Below are 18,822 nucleotides of genomic sequence, written 5' to 3'. Positions count from 1 at the left end.
CGTCCTCAAGGTGCGCGCCGGGACACGGGGAATCCCAGGCTGCGCCTGATGCTCTCAGGTCTGAGCTTTTCAGATGATCGGGGGTCGGCCCAGCCGGGTCAACCGCCAGACCGTGCGCCAGCGCATCGGTCGGCGTTCTCCGCAAGGAGACGACCAGCCCTCCCGGAACCCGCCGAGCCAGGCGCGCAACGCCTGACGGGACGGCCGGCGCACCAGCGTAAGTGCGAACCATACGCCGAGATAGATCGGGACGAGCAGCCAGGGCAGGTTGCGACGGGCCAGCCACACCCGGTTACGCGCCACCAGACGATGGTAGACCGCGTGCCGGGCCGGTGAGGTGGCCGGATGGTGCAGCACCAGATCGGATCGATACTCGATCTGCCACCCCGCGTCAAGAGCACGCCAGGCCAGATCCGTTTCCTCGTGAGCGTAGAAGAAGGCCTCGGGAAGGGGGCCCACCTCCTCGATGACCCGGGTGCGGACCGCGCTGGCGCCACCGAGGAAGGTGGTGACCCGCGAGTCGCGCATCGGGTCGGAGGCGCGCAGCCGGGGCACGTGGCGGCGCTGGGTGGTCCCGGTCTCCGGGTCGGCGATCCGGAAGCTGATGATGCCGAGCTTCGGATCGGCCGCGAAGGCGGCCCTGACCAGCTCGCCGGTGTCCTCGGAAGGCAGCAGGCCGTCGTCGTCGAGGAAGAGCACCACGTCCACCTCGCGCCCGGCGGGACCGAAGAGCTCGATGCCGACGTTGCGGCCGCCGGGGATGCCCAGGTTCTCCGGCAGTTCGACGGTGCGCAGGCCCTCGGGCAGCGGCGGCAGCGGTGAGCCGTTGCCGACCACCGCCACCTCGATCTCCGGGCCGAGCTGCTTGGCCACCGAGTCCAGCAGATCCCGCAGCTCGGCCGGCCGGTTGCCCATGGTGATGATCACCGCACCGAGCTTCAGCGTGCTCATTTCAGCCTGCTCGACGCGAGGATGCTCACCAGGTGCAGCAGCGTCTGGAGCACCGCGACCGCGGCCAGCACCACGACCGCGATCCTGGTGAAGAGCAGATCGCCGTGCGCGTAGTCGGCGATCGCGGCCGCGAGGATCAGCAGCGACGCCTCGACGCCGCCGACCAGCCGGTGGAACTTCAGTGCCGACGCCGCCCGGCGGGCCAGCGCCATCCCGGACGAGCGGGGCACATTGGCGGTCTCCTCGGCGGCGGTCATGCCGCGGCGGGTCCGCGCCACGTCCACCAGGTCGGTCTCGGCCTTGATCAGGATCGCGCCGAGCGCCGCCAGCGTGCCGAGGAACGCCCACTGCCACTGGATGGCCGCGCCGTCCTGGTGGAAGACGTCGGCGGCCCGGATACCGAAGCCGACCAGCAGCGTCGCCTCGGAGAGGTAGTGCCCGACCCGGTCCAGGTAGACACCGACGGTGGAGGTCTGTTTGCGCCACCGGGCGAGTTCGCCGTCCACACAGTCCAGCAGCAGGTAGAGCTGGATCAGCAGGGCGCCGAGGATGCCGCCGGCCAGCCCGGGGATCAGCAGCGCGGCGCCGGCCGCCATCCCGGCCACGATCATCAGATACGTGTACTGGTTGGGGGTCAGTGGCGAGTTGAGCAGGACCCGGGTGCAGCGCAGCGAGATCTCGCGCATGTAGAGGCGCCCGGCCCAGTGCTCGCCGTTCTTCCGGTCCTTGATGCCACCGGGGTGAACGACCGGGCGCAGTTCAGCTACTGATGGCTTTGGCATAGTCGGCGTATGCGTCCCTGATATCGGTGTCGGACAGGTCGAGATGTTCCAGAATCGTGTAGCGCCCGGGGCGGGTCTGCGGGGCGTACGCCACCGCGTCGGCGAATTCCCGGTCGGTGAAGCCGATCTCCCCGGGCGCGACGGGCAGCCCGTGGTGGCGCAGCGCCTCGGCGATCAGCCCCGCGTCCTCGTGGGCGCCGCGCAGGTGCATCGCGAAGGCGGCGCCCAGGCCCACCTGCTCGCCGTGCGCGGCGGCCCGCTGCGGGTGCAGCAGGTCCAGGGCGTGGCTGATCTCGTGGCAGGCGCCCGACGACGGGCGGGTGTCACCGCTGATCGACATGGCGATACCGGAGAGCACCAGCCCCTCGGAGAGGGTGACCAGGAAGTCGTCGTCGCCGATGCCGCCGGGGTGCCGCAGCACCGACTCGCCGGCGCTGCGGGCCATGGCGGCGGCCAGGCCATCGATCGGCTCGCCGTTCTCACGGTGGGAGAGCTCCCAGTCGGCGATGGCCGACAGATTGGAGATCGCGTCGCCGATGCCGGCCCGGACGTAGCGGGCCGGGGCCTCGCGGATCACGTCGAGGTCGATGACCAGCGCTATCGGCGTGGGCACGCCGTAGGAGCCGCGGCCGTTGTCGTTGTCCAGCGTGGATACCGGCGAGCAGATGCCGTCGTGCGAGAGGTTGGTGGCGACCGCGACCATCGGCAGTCCGACCCGCGCGGCGGCGTACTTGGTGACGTCGATGATCTTGCCGCCGCCCAGGCCGACCACCGCGTCGTACCGCTTGCCGCGCATGGCGTCGGCGAGCTTCACGGCCGCGTCGATGGTGCCGCCCCGCACCGGGAACCAGTCGGCGCCCGGCAGTTCGGGGGCGAGCCGCTCGCGCAGCTTGGCGCCCGAGCCCTCGCTGACCGCGAAGGCCAGCTTCCCCGAGGTGGAGATCCGCTGGTCGGCGAGGACCTTCGACAGGCCGGCGAGGGCGCCGCCCCTGATGTCGACGACGACCGGCGAGGGGATCAGCCGGGTCAGTACTGGCACGCGATCTCCCGGCCCTTGGCGAGATCCGCGTGGTTGTCGATCTCGACCCAGGGCACGTCGCCGATCGGCGCCACGTCGATGGTGAAGCCGCGGTCGACCAGCTCCTGGTAGCCGTCCTCGTAGTAGAGCTGCGGGTCGCGCTCGTACGTGGTGCGCAGCGCGTCGGCCAGTTCCACCGCCGCGTCGCCCTCGATCAGGGTGACGCCGATGTACTCGCCGGTGGCCTCGGCCGGGTCCATCAGCTTGGTGATCCGCCGGACGCCCTTGTCCGCCTCGGCGACGACCTTCATCTCCTCGTCGGCGAGCTTCTTCCTGGTGTCGACGGCCAGGATGATCCGGCGCCCCGCACCGCGGGCGGCCAGCAGCGTCTTCTCGACCGAGACCGGGTGCACGGTGTCCCCGTTGGCCAGAATCACCCCCTGCCGGATCACGTCGCGGGCACACCACAGGGAGTAGGCGTTGTTCCACTCCTCGGCCTTGTCGTTGTCGACCAGGGTGAGGGTCACGCCGTACGCGGCCTCCAGCGCCGCCCGGCGCTCGTAGACGGCCTCCTTGCGGTAGCCGACGACGACCGCCACCTCGGTGATCCCGACCGCGGCGAAGTTGCGGAGGGTCAGGTCCAGCACGGTGAGGCTGTCCTCGGCGCCCTCCGGGCCGACCGGCACCAGTGCCTTGGGCAGGGTGTCGGTGTAGGGGCGCAGACGTCTTCCGGCGCCGGCCGCCAGCACGAGGCCGATCATGCGGGTTCTCCTGACTCGTCGTGTACGGCGGGGGCCCCGGAGGACACCCAGAAACGGATGCTCTCGGTGAGGACCAGGGCCGCCAGCACGGCGGCGAGCGCCCCCAGCGCGACCTGGAACCCCGAGTGGTGTGCGAGAGCGGCAGCGAGGACGGTCACCAGCAGCGCCCGGCCCTCGTGGCCGCCCGCCAGCTTCACCAGGGCCCGCGGCGGCGCCCCGGCGCCGCCGCGGATGCGGTACACCGTGTCGTAGTGATGGTAGGCGACCGCCGCCACCAGGCAGAAAGCGGCGGGCAATGCTCCGTTCACCTGGGAAGAGGCCGCCAGGCCCAGCACGGTTCCATACTCGGCGGCCCGGAACAGCGGAGGTACCAGCCAGTCCAGGGCGCCCTTCAGCGGCCGGGCCACCGCGATGCCCGAGGTGAGGACGTATACGACGGCGGCGAGCACCGGCCAGGCGCTGCCGCTCGGTGCGAGGGCGGCGGTGGCGGTCAGCGCCGCGGCGCCGGCCAGGGCGATGGCGGGCGGTGCGAAGGCGGGCAGCCGGCGCGCGAGCGGCCGGGTGAGGCGGGCGACGGCCTCGGCGAGCGGGCCGCTGTCCGCCAGGTCGGCCAGCGCCAGCGCGGCCCGGTCGGTGCGCCGGGCCTTCCTGGTCAGCGACCGCAGCACCCGTCCGGCGGTGGTGTAGCAGGCCGCGAGCGCGCAGCCGACCAGCAGGACGACGAAGGTGATCCGGGGGGTGGTGGCCGCGGTGAGCACCGCGATCAGCGCCCAGCGCTCGCCGATCGGCAGCACGATCATCCGGCGCACCCACACCGTCCAGCCGACGCTGTCCAGGCGGCCGGAGAGCGCGGCCGTCGGGCTGGTGTTGGCCGACGCGTCGTGGTTGGCCTCGTTGAACGCGAAGTCGACCACGTGGCGGCAGGTCTGGAGCACCATCGCGCCGAGCGCCAGCGCCCACACGTCGTCGCCGCCGCGGGCCGCGCCGAGGGCGAGACCCGCGTAGTAGGCGTACTCCTTGGCCCGGTCGAAGGTCGCGTCCAGCCAGGCGCCGAGGGTCGAGTACTGGAGCGAGTAGCGGGCGAGCTGGCCGTCGGTGCAGTCCAGGACGAAGGAGGCGAGCAGCAGCACACCGGCCGCGACGTAACCGGCCCTGGTCCCGGTGGCCGCGGCCGCGGCGGCGATCAGCGCCACCACCAGCGAGGCGGTGGTGACCTGGTTCGGGGTCAGGCCGTGGCGGGCGCACCAGCGGGCGATGTAGCGGGAGTAGGGGCTGATGCAGTGGGTGGTGAAGAAGCCGTCGCGGGACTTCACCGCGCTGCGCAGCCGTACCGCTTCCTCGTCCACGGCGTCGATGGCGGCGGTGGCCGCCGTCCGGCGGTCCTGGTCCTCGGGCACCGCGGCGACCAGGATGCCCAGGTCGGGGCGGTACGGGGCGGCGCCGTCCGCGTCCAGCACGGCGGCGAGCCGGTCCGGCAGGGTGTCGGCGGCGGAGCCGGCCGGGGAGAGCAGGACGCCGTGGGCACCGGGCGGCGGGCCCGCGGGCAGCCGGCCGGGATCGCCGGGACGGCCCGGCCGGCCGGCCTCGATGTGGCCGGACTCGCCCGGGAGGTGCGGGGCGGCGAGCGTCTTCGAGGCGGCGGCCGACTCCAGCGCCCTGGCCAGGGCCGGCCGGGCCGCCGGCTTGACCCCCAGCGCCCCCGGGATCGCGGCGGCGTCGAAGCGGGGGTCGGTCAGCGCCAGCCGCAGCGCGTGGCGGTGGCCGAGGAAGCGCGGGTCGACGAAGGCCACCCGGTCGGCGACCGGCACGGCGGCGAGCCGCGCGGCGGTGTCGGCCGGAGTGGCCGCCTCGACGACCTGGAACCCCAGCGCCCGCAGGTCGTCGGCGAGCGGCGACGGGGCCCCGGTGGCGGGGCCGGTGAGAATTGCGGTCGGCAGCGGACCCACTCCCTCAAGGCGTGCAAGGCGTGCGGAGAACGTGCCCATGGGCCGCCGGCAGCGGCGCCGGGCCGGGCACGTCGGCGAGGCTATCGGATCGCCGACGGCCGCCGTTCACTGCGTGTTCGCCGAAACGTGGCACATCCGATGTGATCATCATCCTCGATCAGTTCGGTTGTGGACAACCGGCCTCCCCCATCCGCCGTACGGGTGAGGTCCGCGGCGGGCGCACACCCCCGGACCACCCCTCATCACCGCAGGTCACCGTAGATGACAACGGTCTCCAGTACCGGCTTGCCCACCGTGCGTGACCGGTGTTGACTTGGCCGCCGCGGGCACCGAGGGCCGCGGCAGGGATCCGGCGGAGAGGGGACCGAGCCGATGGGGGCAGGGCACAGCCACGGTCATGACCGCGGGCACGGGCACGGACCGCACGGCGAGGGCCGTACGGTGAGCGCCCGGTACCGCGGCGGCCTGCGGATCGCGCTCGGCATCAGCCTGCTGGTGCTGGTCACCGAGGTGGTGGGCAGCGCGCTCACCGGCTCGCTCGCCCTGCTCGCCGACGCCGGCCACATGGCCACCGACGCGGCCGGCCTGGCCATGGCGCTGCTGGCCATCCACTTCGCCGCCCGCCCGGCGAGCGAGCGCCGCACCTTCGGCTTCGCCCGCGCCGAGATCCTGGCCGCGGTGCTCAACGCCGTGCTGCTCTTCGGCGTCGGCGCGTTCATCTTCTACGAGGCCGTGCGCCGGCTGATCACCCCGCACGGCATCGACAGCGGCGCCACGATCGTCTTCGGTGTGATCGGCCTGGTCGCCAACTCGGTCTCCCTGCTGGTGCTGATGCGCGGGCAGCGGGAGAGCCTCAATGTGCGCGCCGCCTTCCTGGAAGTGATGGCGGACGCGCTCGGCTCGCTGGCGGTGGTGATCGCCGCGGTGCTCATCTCGACCACCGGTTGGCGGCAGGCGGACTCGGTGGCGTCGCTGCTGATCGGTGTACTGATCGTGCCCCGCACCTGGCGCCTGCTGCGCGAGGCGGTGGACGTCCTGCTGGAGGCGGCGCCCAAGGGCGTCGACATGGCGCGGGTGCGCCGCCACATCGAGGGCCTCAAGGGCGTCGAGGGCCTGCACGACCTGCATGTCTGGACGATCACCTCGGGTCTGCCGGTGCTCTCGGCGCACGTCGTGATCAGCCAGGACGTGCTGGACGCGGTCGGGTACGAGAAGATGCTGCACGACCTGCAAGGCTGCCTCGGCGTCCACTTCGACGTGGAGCACTGCACCTTCCAGTTGGAGCCGGCCGGCCACGCGGCGCACGAGGCGCGGCTGTGCCACTGAGCTCGGCTGTGCCGCTGAGCTCCCGCCACGCGGCCGCCCCGGCCGCGGGCGGCGGGGGCGGGCGCCGGACCGGACAACGTGCCGGACACCCCGCCTGATACCGGCCGGACACGCCTGCGACACCGGGTGAGCCGTGTACCCACCGCCGCGCCCCGAAGCGCTGGTACGGGTGCGCGGTGCGGTCACGGGACCGGGGTGGGAGTGAGGCAGACTAAGCACCTGCCGTCGAACGCGAAGGATGGATATGCCCACCAGTCCTGCCACCGGCCGACCCGCCGCCCCCGAGCCGCTGTCCCCGAACGGGGTCATGGAACCGATCCTGCTGGAACTCGTCGACGAGAACGGCGTGACGATCGGTACGGCGGAGAAGCTGTCGGCACACCTGGCGCCCGGGCGGCTGCACCGCGCGTTCTCGGTCTTCCTCTTCGACGACGAGGGCCGGCTGCTGCTCCAGCGCCGGGCGCTCGGCAAGTACCACTCCCCCGGTGTCTGGTCGAACACCTGCTGCGGCCACCCCTACCCGGACGAGCCGCCCTTCGTCGCCGCGGCCCGGCGTACCGCCGAGGAGCTGGGAGTCTCCCCGGTGCTGATGCGGGAGGCGGGCACCGTCCGCTACAACCACCCGGATCCGGCGTCCGGGCTGGTCGAGCAGGAGTACAACCACCTCTTCGTCGGGCTGGTGCGCGACCCGCTGCGCCCGGACCCCGCGGAGATCGGCGAGACCGCCTTCGTCGGCCCGCAGGCGCTGGCCAGGCTGCGCGCGGACGGGCCCTTCTCCGCCTGGTTCCAGACCGTGCTCGACGCGGTGCTGCCGACCGTGCGCGAGGTGACCGGCGGCCGGGCCGGCTGGTGAGCGGGCCCGGCGGACCGGCGGCGCGGCGGACGGCGGCGCGGCGGACGGCGGCGCGGCGGACGGCGAACCGGTCCCCGCGCGGGTGACGGCGTCAGTCGCCGGCGAACCGCAGCGGCAGGGCCGCCCAGACCACCTTGCCGCCGCTCGGGGTCCGCGTGATGTCGCAGGAACCGCCGGCCTCGTCGGTGATCGCCTTGACCAGCAGCAGTCCCCGGCCGCCGGTCCGGGCGTGGTCGGTCGCCAGCGCCTTGGGCCGGTAGGGATGGTTGTCCTCGACCGCCACCCTGATCCAGTCGGCGCCGATCGCGATCTCCACGGCGGTCTCCGGCGAGAGCACCGCCGCGTGTTTCACCGCGTTGGTGACCAGCTCCGAGACGATCAGCAGCAGTCCGTACCGCAGGTCCTCGTCGATCGGCACACCCAGGTCGGCGATCAGTTCACGAACTCCGCGCCGCACCTGGGGTACGGACGAGTCGACGGCCGGGGCCGTGAAGCGCCACACCCCCTCGTACGGTCGCGGGATGCGCACCTGATCCGAAGCCTGACCTGCCGGGATGCTCCCGCGGACCTCCATGACCGCACCCACCGTCGCTTTCTCGTGGCATGTCTCCGCTTCCTCCGCCGACGCTCCGGCAGCCTCCGCCTCACAGGAGGAGAGTCTTGGCGTCTATTCCAGGCGCATGTGCGGGAAACCGTAAGTCCGCACCTTTCCTCGACTTCCGACCGCTTTTGACCGGATTCGACCTCCTGACCTGCAATTTCGGCGTAGTTTCGCTTTAGATAGGACCACTCGACCCATGCAGGACAAACGCACGTCCGGTCCCGGTCTGCCGGTCCGTGTCGAGGACGGCACCGCGACGGTCACCATCAGCAATCCGCGCCGCCGCAACGCGATGACGCTCGCCATGTGGGAGTCACTGCCCCGGCTGCTGGCGCCGCTGGCCGCCGACCCGCGGGTACGGGCGCTGGTGCTCACCGGCGACGGCGACACCTTCTGCGCGGGCGCGGACATCAACGAACTGACGACGCCCGACGGGCTGCGGCGCTCCCAGCGGGCGGCGGTCGAGGCGGAGGAGGCGGTGGCGGCCTTCCCCAAGCCGACGCTCGCGGTGGTGCGCGGCTTCTGTGTGGGCGGCGGCTGTCAGCTCGCGATCGCCTGCGACCTGCGCTTCGCGGCGGAGGGCGCGCGGTTCGGGGTGACCCCGGCCAGGCTGGGCCTGGTCTATCCGGCGGCGGGCACCCGGCGGCTGGTCGGGCTGACCGGCCCGGCGACCGCCAAGCACCTGCTCTTCTCGGCCGAGCTGATCGGCCATGAACGCGCGCTGCGCACCGGCCTGGTGGACGAGGTGCTGCCCGCCGCCGACCTGGCGGCACGGGTGCGGGAGTACACCGCGGTCCTCGTCTCCCGCTCTCAGCTCACCCAGACCGCGGCGAAGGAGTTCGCGGCGGCGCCGCCGGCCGCGGAGCGCCTGGCGTACTGGGCCGAGCAGGTCCGTGGGGCCGGTGACGCGGCCGAGGGGTCGGCGGCCTTCCTGGAGCGCCGCGAGCCGCGCTTCACCTGGTCACCGCCGGTCGACTGACCGGCCGGGCGGCCCGCCCGGTTGACTTTGATCGGGTGAGCCGCCGATCGGCTGAGTCGCTGCTCGGCCGGCGGCCCGACCGGCACGGGTCAACGGCGGGCCCGCCCGGCCCGGCGGACAGCACGACCGCCGCCGGCGGCGGCCCTCACCGATCGGACCGGGTCGCCCCGACCTTGGGTTTGTGCTGGGTGATCCCGGACGGCATCGCCGGGTGGCGGCCGAGCAGGACGACCCCGAACACGATCGCCGCCAGCCCGACGGCCGCCCACGCCAGCGCGCCGGGGGTGACCCGCAACCGGTCGCCGAGGAAACCGACCCCGCACGCGATGCCGGCCAGCGGCTGGGCGGCCGTCAGGGAGGGCAGCGAGTTGCGCAGCGGCGCCATCTCGAACGCGCTCTGCACCAGCAGGATGCCGGTCAGGCCGATGACCGCGACCGCGTAGGGCTGCCAGTGCGAGAAGAGGTCGGCCACTCCGTCGTCGCCGATGATCTCGCCGCAGACCCGGGTCAGCGCGTCCTGGAGCCCGTAGAGCAACCCGGCGGCCAGCGCCAGCAAGGCCGCTTTGCCGCCGGGCTGGAGTCTGCGGCTCTTGATGACGAGCAGTACCGCGAGGCCGGCGACGATGCCGAAGACCAGCCAGTGCCGTAGCGCCCCGGCCTCGTTCCCGCCGCCGCGTGGTCGTCCGGCGACGATGAAGGCGGTGACACCGGCCGCGAGCAGGGCGACCCCGCCCCAGCCGGACCAGCCGAGGGGCTGCCGGGTGAGCCAGCGGGACAGCGCCAGGGCGAAGAGCAGGTTGGTGGCGGTCAGCGGCTCGACCAGCGAGACCTCGCCGTAGCCCAGCGCGATGGCGGCGAGTACCTGGCCGATCGCCCCGAGCGCGAGACCGAGCAGCCAGTCCGGCATCCGGGCGAGATCGAGCAGCAGCCGGAAGGAGAGGAAGTCGGCGAGCGGGGCACGCATGGCCGCGCGCTGCTGGAGCACGAATCCCAGCCCCAGGCAGCAGGCACCAGCCAATCCGAGCAGGAACACGGCCACCCGGTCACTCTAACGCCCAGGTCGGGCCGCCTGAGCGGTGCGGCGCGGCCGGGGTCGGACCCGGCCGCGCGCCGAGTGGCCAAAAACCGTACCCCCGCGGTGTCCTGGCGATTCCGCGGCGGTCCGGGATTTCCCGGCGCCCCGTGACAGGGCCGCGTCAGCGCGATATCGGGCGCGTGTCATGGCCGTGCCATCGCTGGGGCATGGCTGTGGGTCACGGTCGGGCCGCCGGCACCGGCTCGGCGCTGTCCCACACGGTGAGGAAGGCCAGCCGCAGGCAGGAGGCGAGCGCCGGGTGGTCGATGTAGAGCGCGGTGGTCGCGCCGGTGCCGGCCACCGGGTCCGGCATGTCGCACAGCACGAGTGAGGCGTCGGCGACCACCAGCTTCAGCGGCAGCCGCGCGGTGAACCGGCTCTCCTCCCCGGCCGCGCCGAACCTGCGGACGCTCTCCAGCACCTCCAGGTCGTCCAGCGCCTCGTGGGTGTAGATGGCGCGGACCGAGCCGCCGGCCCTGCGCAGCCGCCGGACGGCTTTGATGCCCGGGGTGTTCAGCGCCGGAGCCACGATGGGCGGCTTGCAGAAGCTGAGCAGCTCCTCCTTGGCCTGGGCCTGGATGTCGGTGAACGCCTCGGCGATGGACTTCGGGTCGCGGAGTATCTCCACGTAGTCCAGCGGCACGGTGTGGGTACGGCCGTCGGCCCAGACCGGCACGAGGCTGGCGGTGAGCGCGGTGGAGAGCTCGTCGAGCCGTTCCAGCGCTTCGCGCTGGAGGGCCATCAGCCGGGCGACGGCGAGTTCGGGGGCGACCGCGGAGAAGGTCGCGACCCGGCCGGGGTGCGCGGTGGCGAGCCGGCGCCGCACCAGTGCGTCGAGCACGTCGTAGACCCGCTGCCTCGGCACGTCGGCCTCGCGGGCGACCTCGGCCGCCGTATACGACTCGCGGCGGACGAGGGCAAGGTAGACCCGCGCCTCGTAGCGTGCGAGACCCAGCGCGACGAGGTCGTTGACCGGTCCTTCCTCCGTCTCCATGGCGCCTCAAGGTATACGCGGGAGATCGTCCGGCGGAAGCGGATCCGGGACCCGCGGCGGAACAGAGCCGGATCCCGGCCGGGAGAAGCCGAGGGGAATCCTTTGCCATAACCCGGTGGTCCCTTGGTGCGGTGCTCACTACCTTCAAAGCGGTCACCACTCAACGGGGTGGCACCTCGCAGCAGTTGGCGGTGACGGAGCGTCGCTGACAGCAGATCACCAGTGAACGTGCGCCACACGAAGTCCCGGGCGATGCCGCACCGCGCGATCGGTTGTCAGCTGTGACCATGTCCGAACCATGGTCGTCGTTGTCATGACCTTGACATGTCGAACGGATGCGCACGCCCTCGGGAGCCGATCCCCCCATGGAGGGCAGTTCATTGCAGTCGATGAGTACCGGCCGGGTACGACGTGCCGTCCGCCGGGTCGCCGTCGCGCTCGTCGCGACCGGCGCACTGGTCACCGGTGGCCTGATGGCCACCGCGGCACCGTCAGTCGCCGCCACCGCGGCGCCCACCCACGCCGTCGCCGGCTCGGCCGTCACCTCGGCCTCGGCAGTACCGACCGAGCGTCTGTGCGCCACCCCCGCCAAGGGCTTCATGTCCTGTATGGCGCTGGTCCGCACCGATGTCACCCATCACCTCGGCGTCACCCCGGACGCGACCCCGTCCGGATACGGCCCCACCGACCTCCAGAGCGCCTACGCCCTGCCGTCGAGCGCCGGTTCCGGCGCGACCGTCGCGATCGTCGACGCGCAGGACGACCCCAACGCGGCGGCGGACCTCTCCACCTACCGCACCCAGTACGGGCTGCCCGCCTGCACCACGGCCAACGGCTGTTTCCGCAAGGTCAACCAGACCGGCGGCACCAGCTACCCCACCGCCGACTCCGGCTGGGCCGGTGAGATCTCACTGGACCTGGACATGGTCAGCGCGGTCTGCCCGCAGTGCCACATCCTGCTGGTCGAGGCGAGCTCGGCGAACATGGACGACCTGGGCACCGCGGTGAACGAGGCGGTCTCCCTGGGCGCGAAGTACGTCTCCAACAGCTACGGCGGCGACGAGGACTCCAGCGACACCACCGCCGACTCGCAGTACTTCAACCACCCCGGCGTGGCCATCACCGTCAGCTCCGGTGACGAGGGATACGGCGCGGAGTACCCGGCGGCCTCCAAGTACGTCACCGCGGTCGGCGGCACCGCGCTGAAGCGCGCCAGCGGCACCACCCGCGGCTGGTCCGAGAGTGTCTGGAACACCTCGAGCACCGAGGGCACCGGCTCCGGCTGCTCGGCCTACGACGCCAAGCCCACCTGGCAGACCGACACCGGCTGCTCCAAGCGCACCATCGCCGACGTCTCCGCGGTCGCCGACCCGGCCACCGGCCTGGCCGTCTACGACAGCTACCAGGCCAGCGGCTGGCAGGTCTACGGCGGCACCAGCGCCTCGTCGCCGATCATCGCCTCCGTCTACGCGCTGGCCGGTACCCCGGCCGCCGGCACCACGCCCGCCTCCTACCTCTACGCGCACACCGGCTCGCTCAACGACGTGACCAGCGGCTCCAACGGCTCCTGCGGCAGCAGCTACCTCTGCACCGCCAAGGCCGGCTACGACGGCCCGACCGGCCTGGGCACCCCCAACGGCACCGCGGCCTTCACCAACGGCGGCGGGGGCGGCGGCGGCAACACGGTGACGGTCACCAGCCCTGGCAGCCAGTCGACCACGGTCGGCACCGCGGTCAGCGTCCAGGTGCACGCCAGCGACTCGGCGTCGGGCCAGAGCCTGAGCTACAGCGCTTCCGGGCTCCCGGCCGGCCTGTCCATCAGCTCCTCCGGTCTGATCTCCGGCACCCCGACCACGGCCGGCACCTACAGCGTGACCGTGACGGCGACCGACTCCACCGGCGCCAGCGGCTCGGCCTCCTTCACCTGGACCGTCAGCACCAGCGGCGGTGGCGGTGGCTGCACCGCGGGGCAGCTGCTGGCCAACCCGGGCTTCGAGAGCGGCGCCACCTCCTGGACCGAGTCCTCCGGCGTCATCGACAACAGCACCGGCGCCCCGGCCCACAGCGGCTTCTACAAGGCCTGGCTCGACGGTTACGGGACCACCCACACCGACACCCTGTCCCAGTCGGTGACCATCCCCTCCACCTGCACCAGCGCCACCTTCACCTACTACCTGTCGATCACCACGGCGGAGACCAGCACCACCACCGCCTACGACAAGCTGACCGTCCAGGCCGGCAGCACCACCCTGGCCAGCTACTCCAACATCAACAAGAGCAGCGGCTACGTCCAGCACTCGGTCGACCTCACCCCCTACAAGGGCACCACGGTCACCCTGAAGTTCACCGGCACCGAGGACTCCAGCCTCCAGACCTCCTTCCTGGTGGACGACACCGCGGTCAACGTCAGCTGACCCGCTCGTCATGAGGTAGCACGTCCGCACACACCGGCCCCGACGGGCCGGAGATCGAAGGACCCGGACCGGCCCCCACTGCCGGTCCGGGTCCTGGCCTCTCTCGGGCCACCTTTCGGCGAGGGGCGCCGGCTCAGCGCACGTCGACGGTGACCGTCCACTGACGGATGGCGTCGCAGGACACCTCGCCGGGCCCCGGCTTCGGGCAGACCCGGTGGCTGCCGCTCACCTCGGCCCGGCCCTTGAGCACGCCGAGGTAGACGCCGGGTGAGACCTCCTTGAGCGCGGCGCCGTGCTCGGCGGCGCCGTCGTCCTGGCCGAGCCGCAGCCGCAGCACGCTGCCGACCCGCAGACAGGTGGTGCTGTCGGTGCCGCCGGCGATCACCCGGTCACCACACGCGGAAGGCGTCGCCGACGCCGATGTCGAGGCGGACGCCGAGGCCGACGGCGCCGGCGCACCCGGATCCCGGCCCGGCTGGGTGGCATCGCCGCCGGCGCAGCCCGTCACCACCGCGAGAGCGGCCGCCGCCGCGACGGCCGCGGCCAGGGTGCTCGCCCAGCGGGAGCGCGTCGCCTCCGTTGTCGCCATCTGCCGTCCCCCGTTTCCCGCCCGCCATCGCCAGGTCGGCTCTTCCTGCCCAGCCCGTGTGCCCGACCCGCTCCCGGGAGCGGCCGGACGGGGATGGGACGCGGCGGCCGGACAATCGGTTCCACGGTCCGCGGGTGTCCGTAGTGGCCGGGGCCGTGGGTCCGTGGGTCCACGGCGACAAGGGCCGTTGGCGGAAGGCGGCTTCGGCTCAGTGCTCGGTGATCCGGCCTTCCGCGACCTCGATCCGCCGGGTGACCCGCACCGCGTCGAGCATCCGGCGGTCGTGGGTGACCAGCAGGAGAGTGCCTTCATACGTGGCCAGGGCGGCCTCCAACTGCTCGATGGCGGGCAGGTCGAGGTGGTTGGTGGGCTCGTCGAGCACCAGGAGGTTGACGCCTCGGGCCTGGAGCAGGGCCAGCGCCGCCCTGGTCCGCTCGCCGGGCGACAACGTGGCGGCGGGCCGCAGCACATGGGCGGCCTTCAGCCCGAACTTGGCGAGCAGCGTACGGATCTCGGCCGGATCCAGGTCGGGCGCGGGCGCCCGGAAGGCGTCGAGCAGCGGTTCGCCGCCCCGGAACAGCGCCCTGGCCTGGTCGACCTGCCCGACGAGCACGCCGGGGCCGAGCGTGGACCGGCCCTCGTCCAGCGGGAGTCGGCCGAGCAGCGCGGCGAGCAGTGTCGACTTGCCGGAGCCGTTTGCGCCGGTGATGGCCACCCGGTCCGCCCAGTCGATCTGGAGGTCGACCGGGCCGAAGGCGAAGTCGCCGCGGCGGACGCGGGCGCCGCGCAGCGTCGCCACCACTGATCCGGAGCGGGGCGCGGCGGCGATCTCCATCCGCAGCTCCCACTCCTTGCGGGGCTCGTCGACGACATCGAGGCGTTCGATCATCCGGTCGGTCTGGCGGGCCTTGGCGGCCTGCTTCTCGCTGCTCTCGGTCCGTGCCTTGCGGGCGATCTTGTCGTTGTCCGGCGCCTTGCGGACCGCGTTGCGCAGCCCCTTGTCCATCCAGCCGCGCTGCATCCGGGCGCGGGCTTCGAGGCCGGCCCTGGTGTCGGCGTACTCCTCGTACTCCTCGCGGGCGTGCCGCCGGGCGGTCTCCCGCTCCTCCAGATAGGAGGCGTAGCCGCCGCCGAAGACGTTGACCTGCTGCTGGGCGAGGTCGAGTTCGACGACGCGGGTGACGGTGCGGGTCAGGAACTCCCGGTCGTGGCTGACCAGTACGGTGCCGGCCCGCAGGCCGGTGACGAACTTCTCCAGCTTCTCCAGACCGTCGAGGTCGAGGTCGTTGGTCGGCTCGTCGAGCAGGAAGACGTCGTAGCGGCTGAGCAGCAGGGAGGCGAGCCCGGCGCGGGCCGCCTGGCCGCCCGACAGCGCGTACATCTCCAGGTCGAGGCTGACGCCGAGGCCGAGCGTGGCGGCCGCCTCCTCGGCGCGTTCCTCCAGATCGGCGCCGCCGAGCGCGAGCCAGCGCTCCAGGCCGGTCGCGTAGGCGTCGTCGGAGCCGGGTGCCTGGTCGACGAGGGCCTGGGTGGCGGCGTCGAGTTCGGCCTGCGCGGCGGCGACCCCGGTCCTGCGGGCGAGGAACTCGCGGACCGTCTCACCCCCCGGGCGCCGCTCCGGCTCCTGCGGAAGGTGCCCGACGGTGGCGGTCGCCGGACTGAGCCGCAGACTGCCGTCCTCCGGCACGGCGAGGCCGGCCAGCAGCCGGAGCAGCGTGGACTTCCCGGCCCCGTTGGCACCGACCAGACCGACCACGTCCCCGGGCGCTACGACCAGGTCGAGCCCCGAGAAAAGCGTACGGTCGCCGTGTCCCGCGGCGAGATTCTTGGCAACGAGGGTGGCACTCATCAGACCTCGAACCCTATCGCCCACCCCCCGCTCCGTGCGGTCCGCCCACGGAAAGCCCGCCCGGGTCTGCGCACCGGCAGGCCGCCGCGTGGCCGGCTCGCCAGATCGCGGCGGTTTGCCGGGGCGGCTGTCGCGGAAAAAAATGCAAGCACGCTTGATTGTTTTTGGGCGCACTGCCACGCTCGTCCCGCGCGGCCCGGGAAAGCGATCGCTTCTCACCGCGCCGCGCTCTCTCCGTACGGAACCGTCCGAGGGGTGGACCATGGCCGATCCGCGCTCCGTCACGACTCTGCTCGATGATCTGCGCGCCGAGAGCGACGGGCTCGACCGGCTGGTGGCCGGGCTCAGCGCGGCGCGGTGGGCGCTGCCCACGCCGGCCGAGGGTTGGACGGTGGCCCACCAGATCGCCCACCTCCACTGGACCGACGGGCGGGCGCTGCTCGCGGTGGAAGATCCGGACCGCTTCACCCGTGAACTCGCGGTGGCCGCCGAGCGCTGGAACACCCTGGTCGACGAGGGCGCGGCGGCCGGCGCCGAGCTGCCACCGGACGTGCTGCTGGCGCGCTGGCGGGCCGGCCGTGCCCGGCTGGCGGCGGCGCTCGACGGTCAGCCGTCCGGGATCCGCTTCCCCTGGTACGGGCCCCCGATGAGCACCGGGGCGATGGCCGGCGGGCGGCTGATGGAGACCTGGGCGCACGGCGAGGACGTGGCGGACGCCCTCGGAGTGTCCCGGCCGCCGACCGCCCGGCTCTGGCACGTCGCCAGGATCGCGGTGGCGGCCCGCGACTACGCCTTCGCCGCGCACGCCCGGCCCGTGCCGACCGCTGAGTTCCGGGTCGAACTCACCGCCCCCGACGGTACGTTGTGGACCTTCGGACCGCCGGACGCGGCGCAACGGGTATCCGGTTCCGCGCTCGGCTTCTGTCTGCTCGCGGTGCGGCGGCGGCACCGCGACGACGTGGCCGTGGTGGCCAAGGGCCCGGACGCGCGGACCTGGCTGTCCGTGGCGCAGGCGTTCGCCGGCCCGCCGGGTGAGGGCCGGGCGGCGGGCCAGCTGCCGGGCGCGGCGGTGAAGCCGGCCGGAGCGGGCTCGTGAGCGCGCTCGACCTGGGCGGCGCGGAGTTCGCCGAGCGCCGCACCGTGATGTTGGAGCGACTGGCCGAGGTCGACGCCGCGCACGCCGAGGCGCTGGCCGGCGGCGGCGCCAAGTACCAGGAGCGGCACCGCGGGCGGGGCAAGCTGACGGCCAGGGAGCGCGTCGAGTTGCTGCTCGACCCGGACACGCCGTTCCTCGAACTGTCCCCGCTGGCCGGCTGGGGCAGCGACTTCACCACCGGCGCCTCGATCGTCACCGGTGTCGGGGTGGTGGCGGGCGTCGAGTGCGTGGTGACCGCCAACGACCCGACGGTGCGCGGCGGCGCGAGCAATCCGTGGACGCTGAAGAAGGCGCTGCGCGCCAACGAGATCGCCGCCGCCAACCGGCTCCCGGTGATCAGCCTGGTGGAGTCAGGCGGCGCCGATCTGCCCAGCCAGAAGGAGATCTTCATCCCCGGCGGCGCGCTCTTCCGCGATCTGACCCGGCTGTCCGCCGCCGGTATCCCCACCGTCGCGGTGGTGTTCGGCAACTCCACGGCCGGCGGGGCGTACGTACCGGGCATGTCCGACCACGTGATCATGGTCAAGGAGCGGTCCAAGGTCTTCCTCGGCGGTCCGCCGCTGGTCAAGATGGCGACCGGCGAGGAGAGCGACGACGAGTCGCTGGGCGGCGCCGACATGCACGCCCGGGTCTCCGGTCTCGCCGACCACTTCGCGGTGGACGAGCCGGACGCGCTGCGGACCGCCCGCCGCGTCGTCGCCCGGCTCAACTGGCGCAAGCTGGGGCCGCGGCCGCGCCCCGAACCGCGGCCGCCGCTCTTCGACGCCGAGGATCTGCTGGGCATCGTGCCGGGCGACCTGCGGACCCCGTTCGATCCGCTCGAAGTGATCGTCCGGGTCGCGGACGGCTCCGAGTTCGACGAGTTCAAGCCGCTCTACGGGCCGAGCCTGGCCACCGGCTGGGCGGAGGTGCACGGCTATCCGGTCGGGATCCTCGCCAACCGGCGGGGCGTGCTGTTCAGTGCGGAGTCGCAGAAGGCCGCGCAGTTCATCCAGCTCGCCAACCAGCGGGACATCCCGCTGGTGTTCCTGCACAACACCACCGGCTACATGGTCGGCCGCGAGTACGAGCAGGGCGGCATCATCAAGCACGGCGCGATGATGATCAACGCCGTGTCCAACTCGCGGGTCCCGCACCTCTCGGTGCTGATGGGCGCGAGTTACGGCGCCGGGCACTACGGCATGTGCGGTCGCGCCTACGATCCGCGGTTCCTCTTCTCCTGGCCGAGCGCCAAGTCGGCGGTGATGGGCCCGGCCCAACTCGCCGGCGTGCTTTCGATCGTGGCGCGGGAGTCGGCGCTGTCGAAGGGGCGCGTCTTCGACGCGGCGGCCGACGCGGGGTTGCGGGCGATGGTGGAGCAGCAGATCGAGGCGGAGTCGCTGCCGATGTTCCTGTCCGGGCGGCTCTACGACGACGGGGTGATCGATCCGCGCGACACCCGCACGGTGCTCGGCCTGTGTCTTTCCGCCGTCCACAGCGCCCCGGTCGAGGGCGTGCGGGGCGGCTTCGGCGTCTTCCGGATGTGAGG

Annotated in this window: 16 protein-coding genes; 6 read left to right on the top strand and 10 right to left on the bottom strand. The window is 72.8% G+C overall.

Translation table 11 applies throughout. The annotated features are described in order from the left end of the window. Nucleotides 1-69 precede the first annotated feature (69 nt). Genes OG519_RS28230 through OG519_RS28210 form a run of 5 tightly spaced genes read right to left on the bottom strand, consistent with a single transcriptional unit; the run spans nt 70 to nt 5,497 of the window. Complete coding sequence (locus OG519_RS28230) at nt 70-942, bottom strand: glycosyltransferase family 2 protein (RefSeq protein WP_405593077.1); 873 nt, start codon at nt 940-942, stop codon at nt 70-72. A 5-nt stretch (nt 943-947) separates the two neighbouring features. Continuing rightward, nucleotides 948-1,733 carry a CDP-alcohol phosphatidyltransferase family protein gene (locus tag OG519_RS28225; protein ID WP_405589607.1) on the bottom strand — a complete coding sequence of 262 codons (786 nt, stop codon included), beginning with the start codon at nt 1,731-1,733 and terminating at the stop codon, nt 948-950. Beyond that, nucleotides 1,711-2,772: an iron-containing alcohol dehydrogenase family protein gene (locus tag OG519_RS28220; RefSeq protein ID WP_405589604.1), complete on the bottom strand. Its 1,062-nt coding sequence runs from the start codon at nt 2,770-2,772 to the stop codon at nt 1,711-1,713. Before OG519_RS28220 ends, OG519_RS28225 begins: the two co-directional genes overlap by 23 nt. Continuing rightward, nucleotides 2,760-3,512 carry a sugar phosphate nucleotidyltransferase gene (locus OG519_RS28215; protein ID WP_405589601.1) on the bottom strand — a complete coding sequence of 251 codons (753 nt, stop codon included), beginning with the start codon at nt 3,510-3,512 and terminating at the stop codon, nt 2,760-2,762. The genes OG519_RS28220 and OG519_RS28215 overlap by 13 nt, the downstream gene beginning before the upstream one ends. Further along, nucleotides 3,509-5,497 (bottom strand): DUF5941 domain-containing protein, encoded by a 1,989-nt coding sequence (locus OG519_RS28210; protein WP_405589598.1) that lies wholly within the window; start codon nt 5,495-5,497, stop codon nt 3,509-3,511. The genes OG519_RS28215 and OG519_RS28210 overlap by 4 nt, the downstream gene beginning before the upstream one ends. A gap of 333 nt (nt 5,498-5,830) precedes the next feature. Between OG519_RS28210 and OG519_RS28205 the strand changes: the two genes are divergently transcribed. Beyond that, the gene (locus OG519_RS28205) at nt 5,831-6,784 is read left to right on the top strand and encodes a cation diffusion facilitator family transporter (RefSeq protein ID WP_405589596.1); all 954 of its coding nucleotides are present in this window, start codon (nt 5,831-5,833) and stop codon (nt 6,782-6,784) included. A 244-nt stretch (nt 6,785-7,028) separates the two neighbouring features. Further along, on the top strand, nt 7,029-7,637 hold the full coding sequence (gene idi / locus OG519_RS28200; protein WP_405589593.1) for an isopentenyl-diphosphate Delta-isomerase: 609 nt from the start codon (nt 7,029-7,031) through the stop codon (nt 7,635-7,637). 91 nt (nt 7,638-7,728) lie between these two features. On the opposite strand, the gene OG519_RS28195 is transcribed toward idi, so the two are convergent. After that, nucleotides 7,729-8,211, bottom strand: a complete 483-nt coding sequence (locus OG519_RS28195; RefSeq protein WP_405589590.1) for an ATP-binding protein — start codon at nt 8,209-8,211, stop codon at nt 7,729-7,731. 223 nt (nt 8,212-8,434) lie between these two features. Here OG519_RS28195 and OG519_RS28190 point away from each other — a divergent pair, with 223 nt between their 5' ends. After that, nucleotides 8,435-9,217, top strand: a complete 783-nt coding sequence (locus tag OG519_RS28190) for an enoyl-CoA hydratase/isomerase family protein (protein WP_405589587.1) — start codon at nt 8,435-8,437, stop codon at nt 9,215-9,217. A gap of 145 nt (nt 9,218-9,362) precedes the next feature. Here OG519_RS28190 and OG519_RS28185 read toward each other — a convergent pair whose 3' ends face one another. Then, nucleotides 9,363-10,256, bottom strand: coding sequence for a DMT family transporter (locus tag OG519_RS28185; RefSeq protein ID WP_405589584.1), 894 nt, complete (start codon nt 10,254-10,256; stop codon nt 9,363-9,365). 214 nt (nt 10,257-10,470) lie between these two features. Then, nucleotides 10,471-11,286, bottom strand: a complete 816-nt coding sequence (locus OG519_RS28180; RefSeq protein WP_405589581.1) for a TrmB family transcriptional regulator — start codon at nt 11,284-11,286, stop codon at nt 10,471-10,473. Nucleotides 11,287-11,675: 389 nt separating this feature from the next. Here OG519_RS28180 and OG519_RS28175 point away from each other — a divergent pair, with 389 nt between their 5' ends. After that, a complete protein-coding gene (locus tag OG519_RS28175; RefSeq protein ID WP_405593075.1) occupies nt 11,676-13,700 on the top strand; it encodes a putative Ig domain-containing protein in 2,025 nt (674 codons plus the stop codon). A 133-nt stretch (nt 13,701-13,833) separates the two neighbouring features. Here the strand turns inward: OG519_RS28175 and OG519_RS28170 are convergent, their stop codons facing one another. Together OG519_RS28170 and OG519_RS28165 are read right to left on the bottom strand one after the other, a co-directional pair. Next, a complete protein-coding gene (locus OG519_RS28170) occupies nt 13,834-14,289 on the bottom strand; it encodes a hypothetical protein (protein WP_405589579.1) in 456 nt (151 codons plus the stop codon). Nucleotides 14,290-14,497: 208 nt separating this feature from the next. Further along, nucleotides 14,498-16,138 carry an ABC-F family ATP-binding cassette domain-containing protein gene (locus tag OG519_RS28165; RefSeq protein WP_405589576.1) on the bottom strand — a complete coding sequence of 547 codons (1,641 nt, stop codon included), beginning with the start codon at nt 16,136-16,138 and terminating at the stop codon, nt 14,498-14,500. 262 nt (nt 16,139-16,400) lie between these two features. On the opposite strand from OG519_RS28165, the gene OG519_RS28160 reads away from it, so the two are divergent. Both OG519_RS28160 and OG519_RS28155 read left to right on the top strand, forming a co-directional pair. After that, nucleotides 16,401-17,234 carry a TIGR03084 family metal-binding protein gene (locus OG519_RS28160; protein WP_405589573.1) on the top strand — a complete coding sequence of 278 codons (834 nt, stop codon included), beginning with the start codon at nt 16,401-16,403 and terminating at the stop codon, nt 17,232-17,234. A gap of 47 nt (nt 17,235-17,281) precedes the next feature. Next, entirely contained in the window at nt 17,282-18,820 is a 1,539-nt protein-coding gene (locus OG519_RS28155; protein ID WP_405593073.1) for an acyl-CoA carboxylase subunit beta, read from the top strand. The last annotated feature ends 2 nt before the right edge of the window (nt 18,821-18,822 follow it).

The organism is Streptomyces sp. NBC_01190, from assembly GCF_045039895.1.
Classification (GTDB): domain Bacteria; phylum Actinomycetota; class Actinomycetes; order Streptomycetales; family Streptomycetaceae; genus Actinacidiphila.
Note: the sequence above shows the minus strand (reverse complement) of the source record. Positions and strands in the feature narration are given on the sequence as shown.

What these genes read in the sequence shown, in the direction of transcription:
- OG519_RS28210 (WP_405589598.1), bottom strand. Translation starts at nt 5,497, where the DNA reads ATGGGCACGTTCTCCGCACGCCTTGCACGCCTTGAGGGAGTGGGTCCG.
- OG519_RS28205 (WP_405589596.1), top strand. Translation starts at nt 5,831, where the DNA reads ATGGGGGCAGGGCACAGCCACGGTCATGACCGCGGGCACGGGCACGGA.
- idi (WP_405589593.1), top strand. Translation starts at nt 7,029, where the DNA reads ATGCCCACCAGTCCTGCCACCGGCCGACCCGCCGCCCCCGAGCCGCTG.
- OG519_RS28155 (WP_405593073.1), top strand. Translation starts at nt 17,282, where the DNA reads ATGTTGGAGCGACTGGCCGAGGTCGACGCCGCGCACGCCGAGGCGCTG.
- OG519_RS28180 (WP_405589581.1), bottom strand. Translation starts at nt 11,286, where the DNA reads ATGGAGACGGAGGAAGGACCGGTCAACGACCTCGTCGCGCTGGGTCTC.
- OG519_RS28195 (WP_405589590.1), bottom strand. Translation starts at nt 8,211, where the DNA reads ATGGAGGTCCGCGGGAGCATCCCGGCAGGTCAGGCTTCGGATCAGGTG.
- OG519_RS28175 (WP_405593075.1), top strand. Translation starts at nt 11,676, where the DNA reads ATGAGTACCGGCCGGGTACGACGTGCCGTCCGCCGGGTCGCCGTCGCG.
- OG519_RS28190 (WP_405589587.1), top strand. Translation starts at nt 8,435, where the DNA reads ATGCAGGACAAACGCACGTCCGGTCCCGGTCTGCCGGTCCGTGTCGAG.
- OG519_RS28165 (WP_405589576.1), bottom strand. Translation starts at nt 16,138, where the DNA reads ATGAGTGCCACCCTCGTTGCCAAGAATCTCGCCGCGGGACACGGCGAC.
- OG519_RS28170 (WP_405589579.1), bottom strand. Translation starts at nt 14,289, where the DNA reads ATGGCGACAACGGAGGCGACGCGCTCCCGCTGGGCGAGCACCCTGGCC.
- OG519_RS28225 (WP_405589607.1), bottom strand. Translation starts at nt 1,733, where the DNA reads ATGCCAAAGCCATCAGTAGCTGAACTGCGCCCGGTCGTTCACCCCGGT.
- OG519_RS28215 (WP_405589601.1), bottom strand. Translation starts at nt 3,512, where the DNA reads ATGATCGGCCTCGTGCTGGCGGCCGGCGCCGGAAGACGTCTGCGCCCC.
- OG519_RS28160 (WP_405589573.1), top strand. Translation starts at nt 16,401, where the DNA reads ATGGCCGATCCGCGCTCCGTCACGACTCTGCTCGATGATCTGCGCGCC.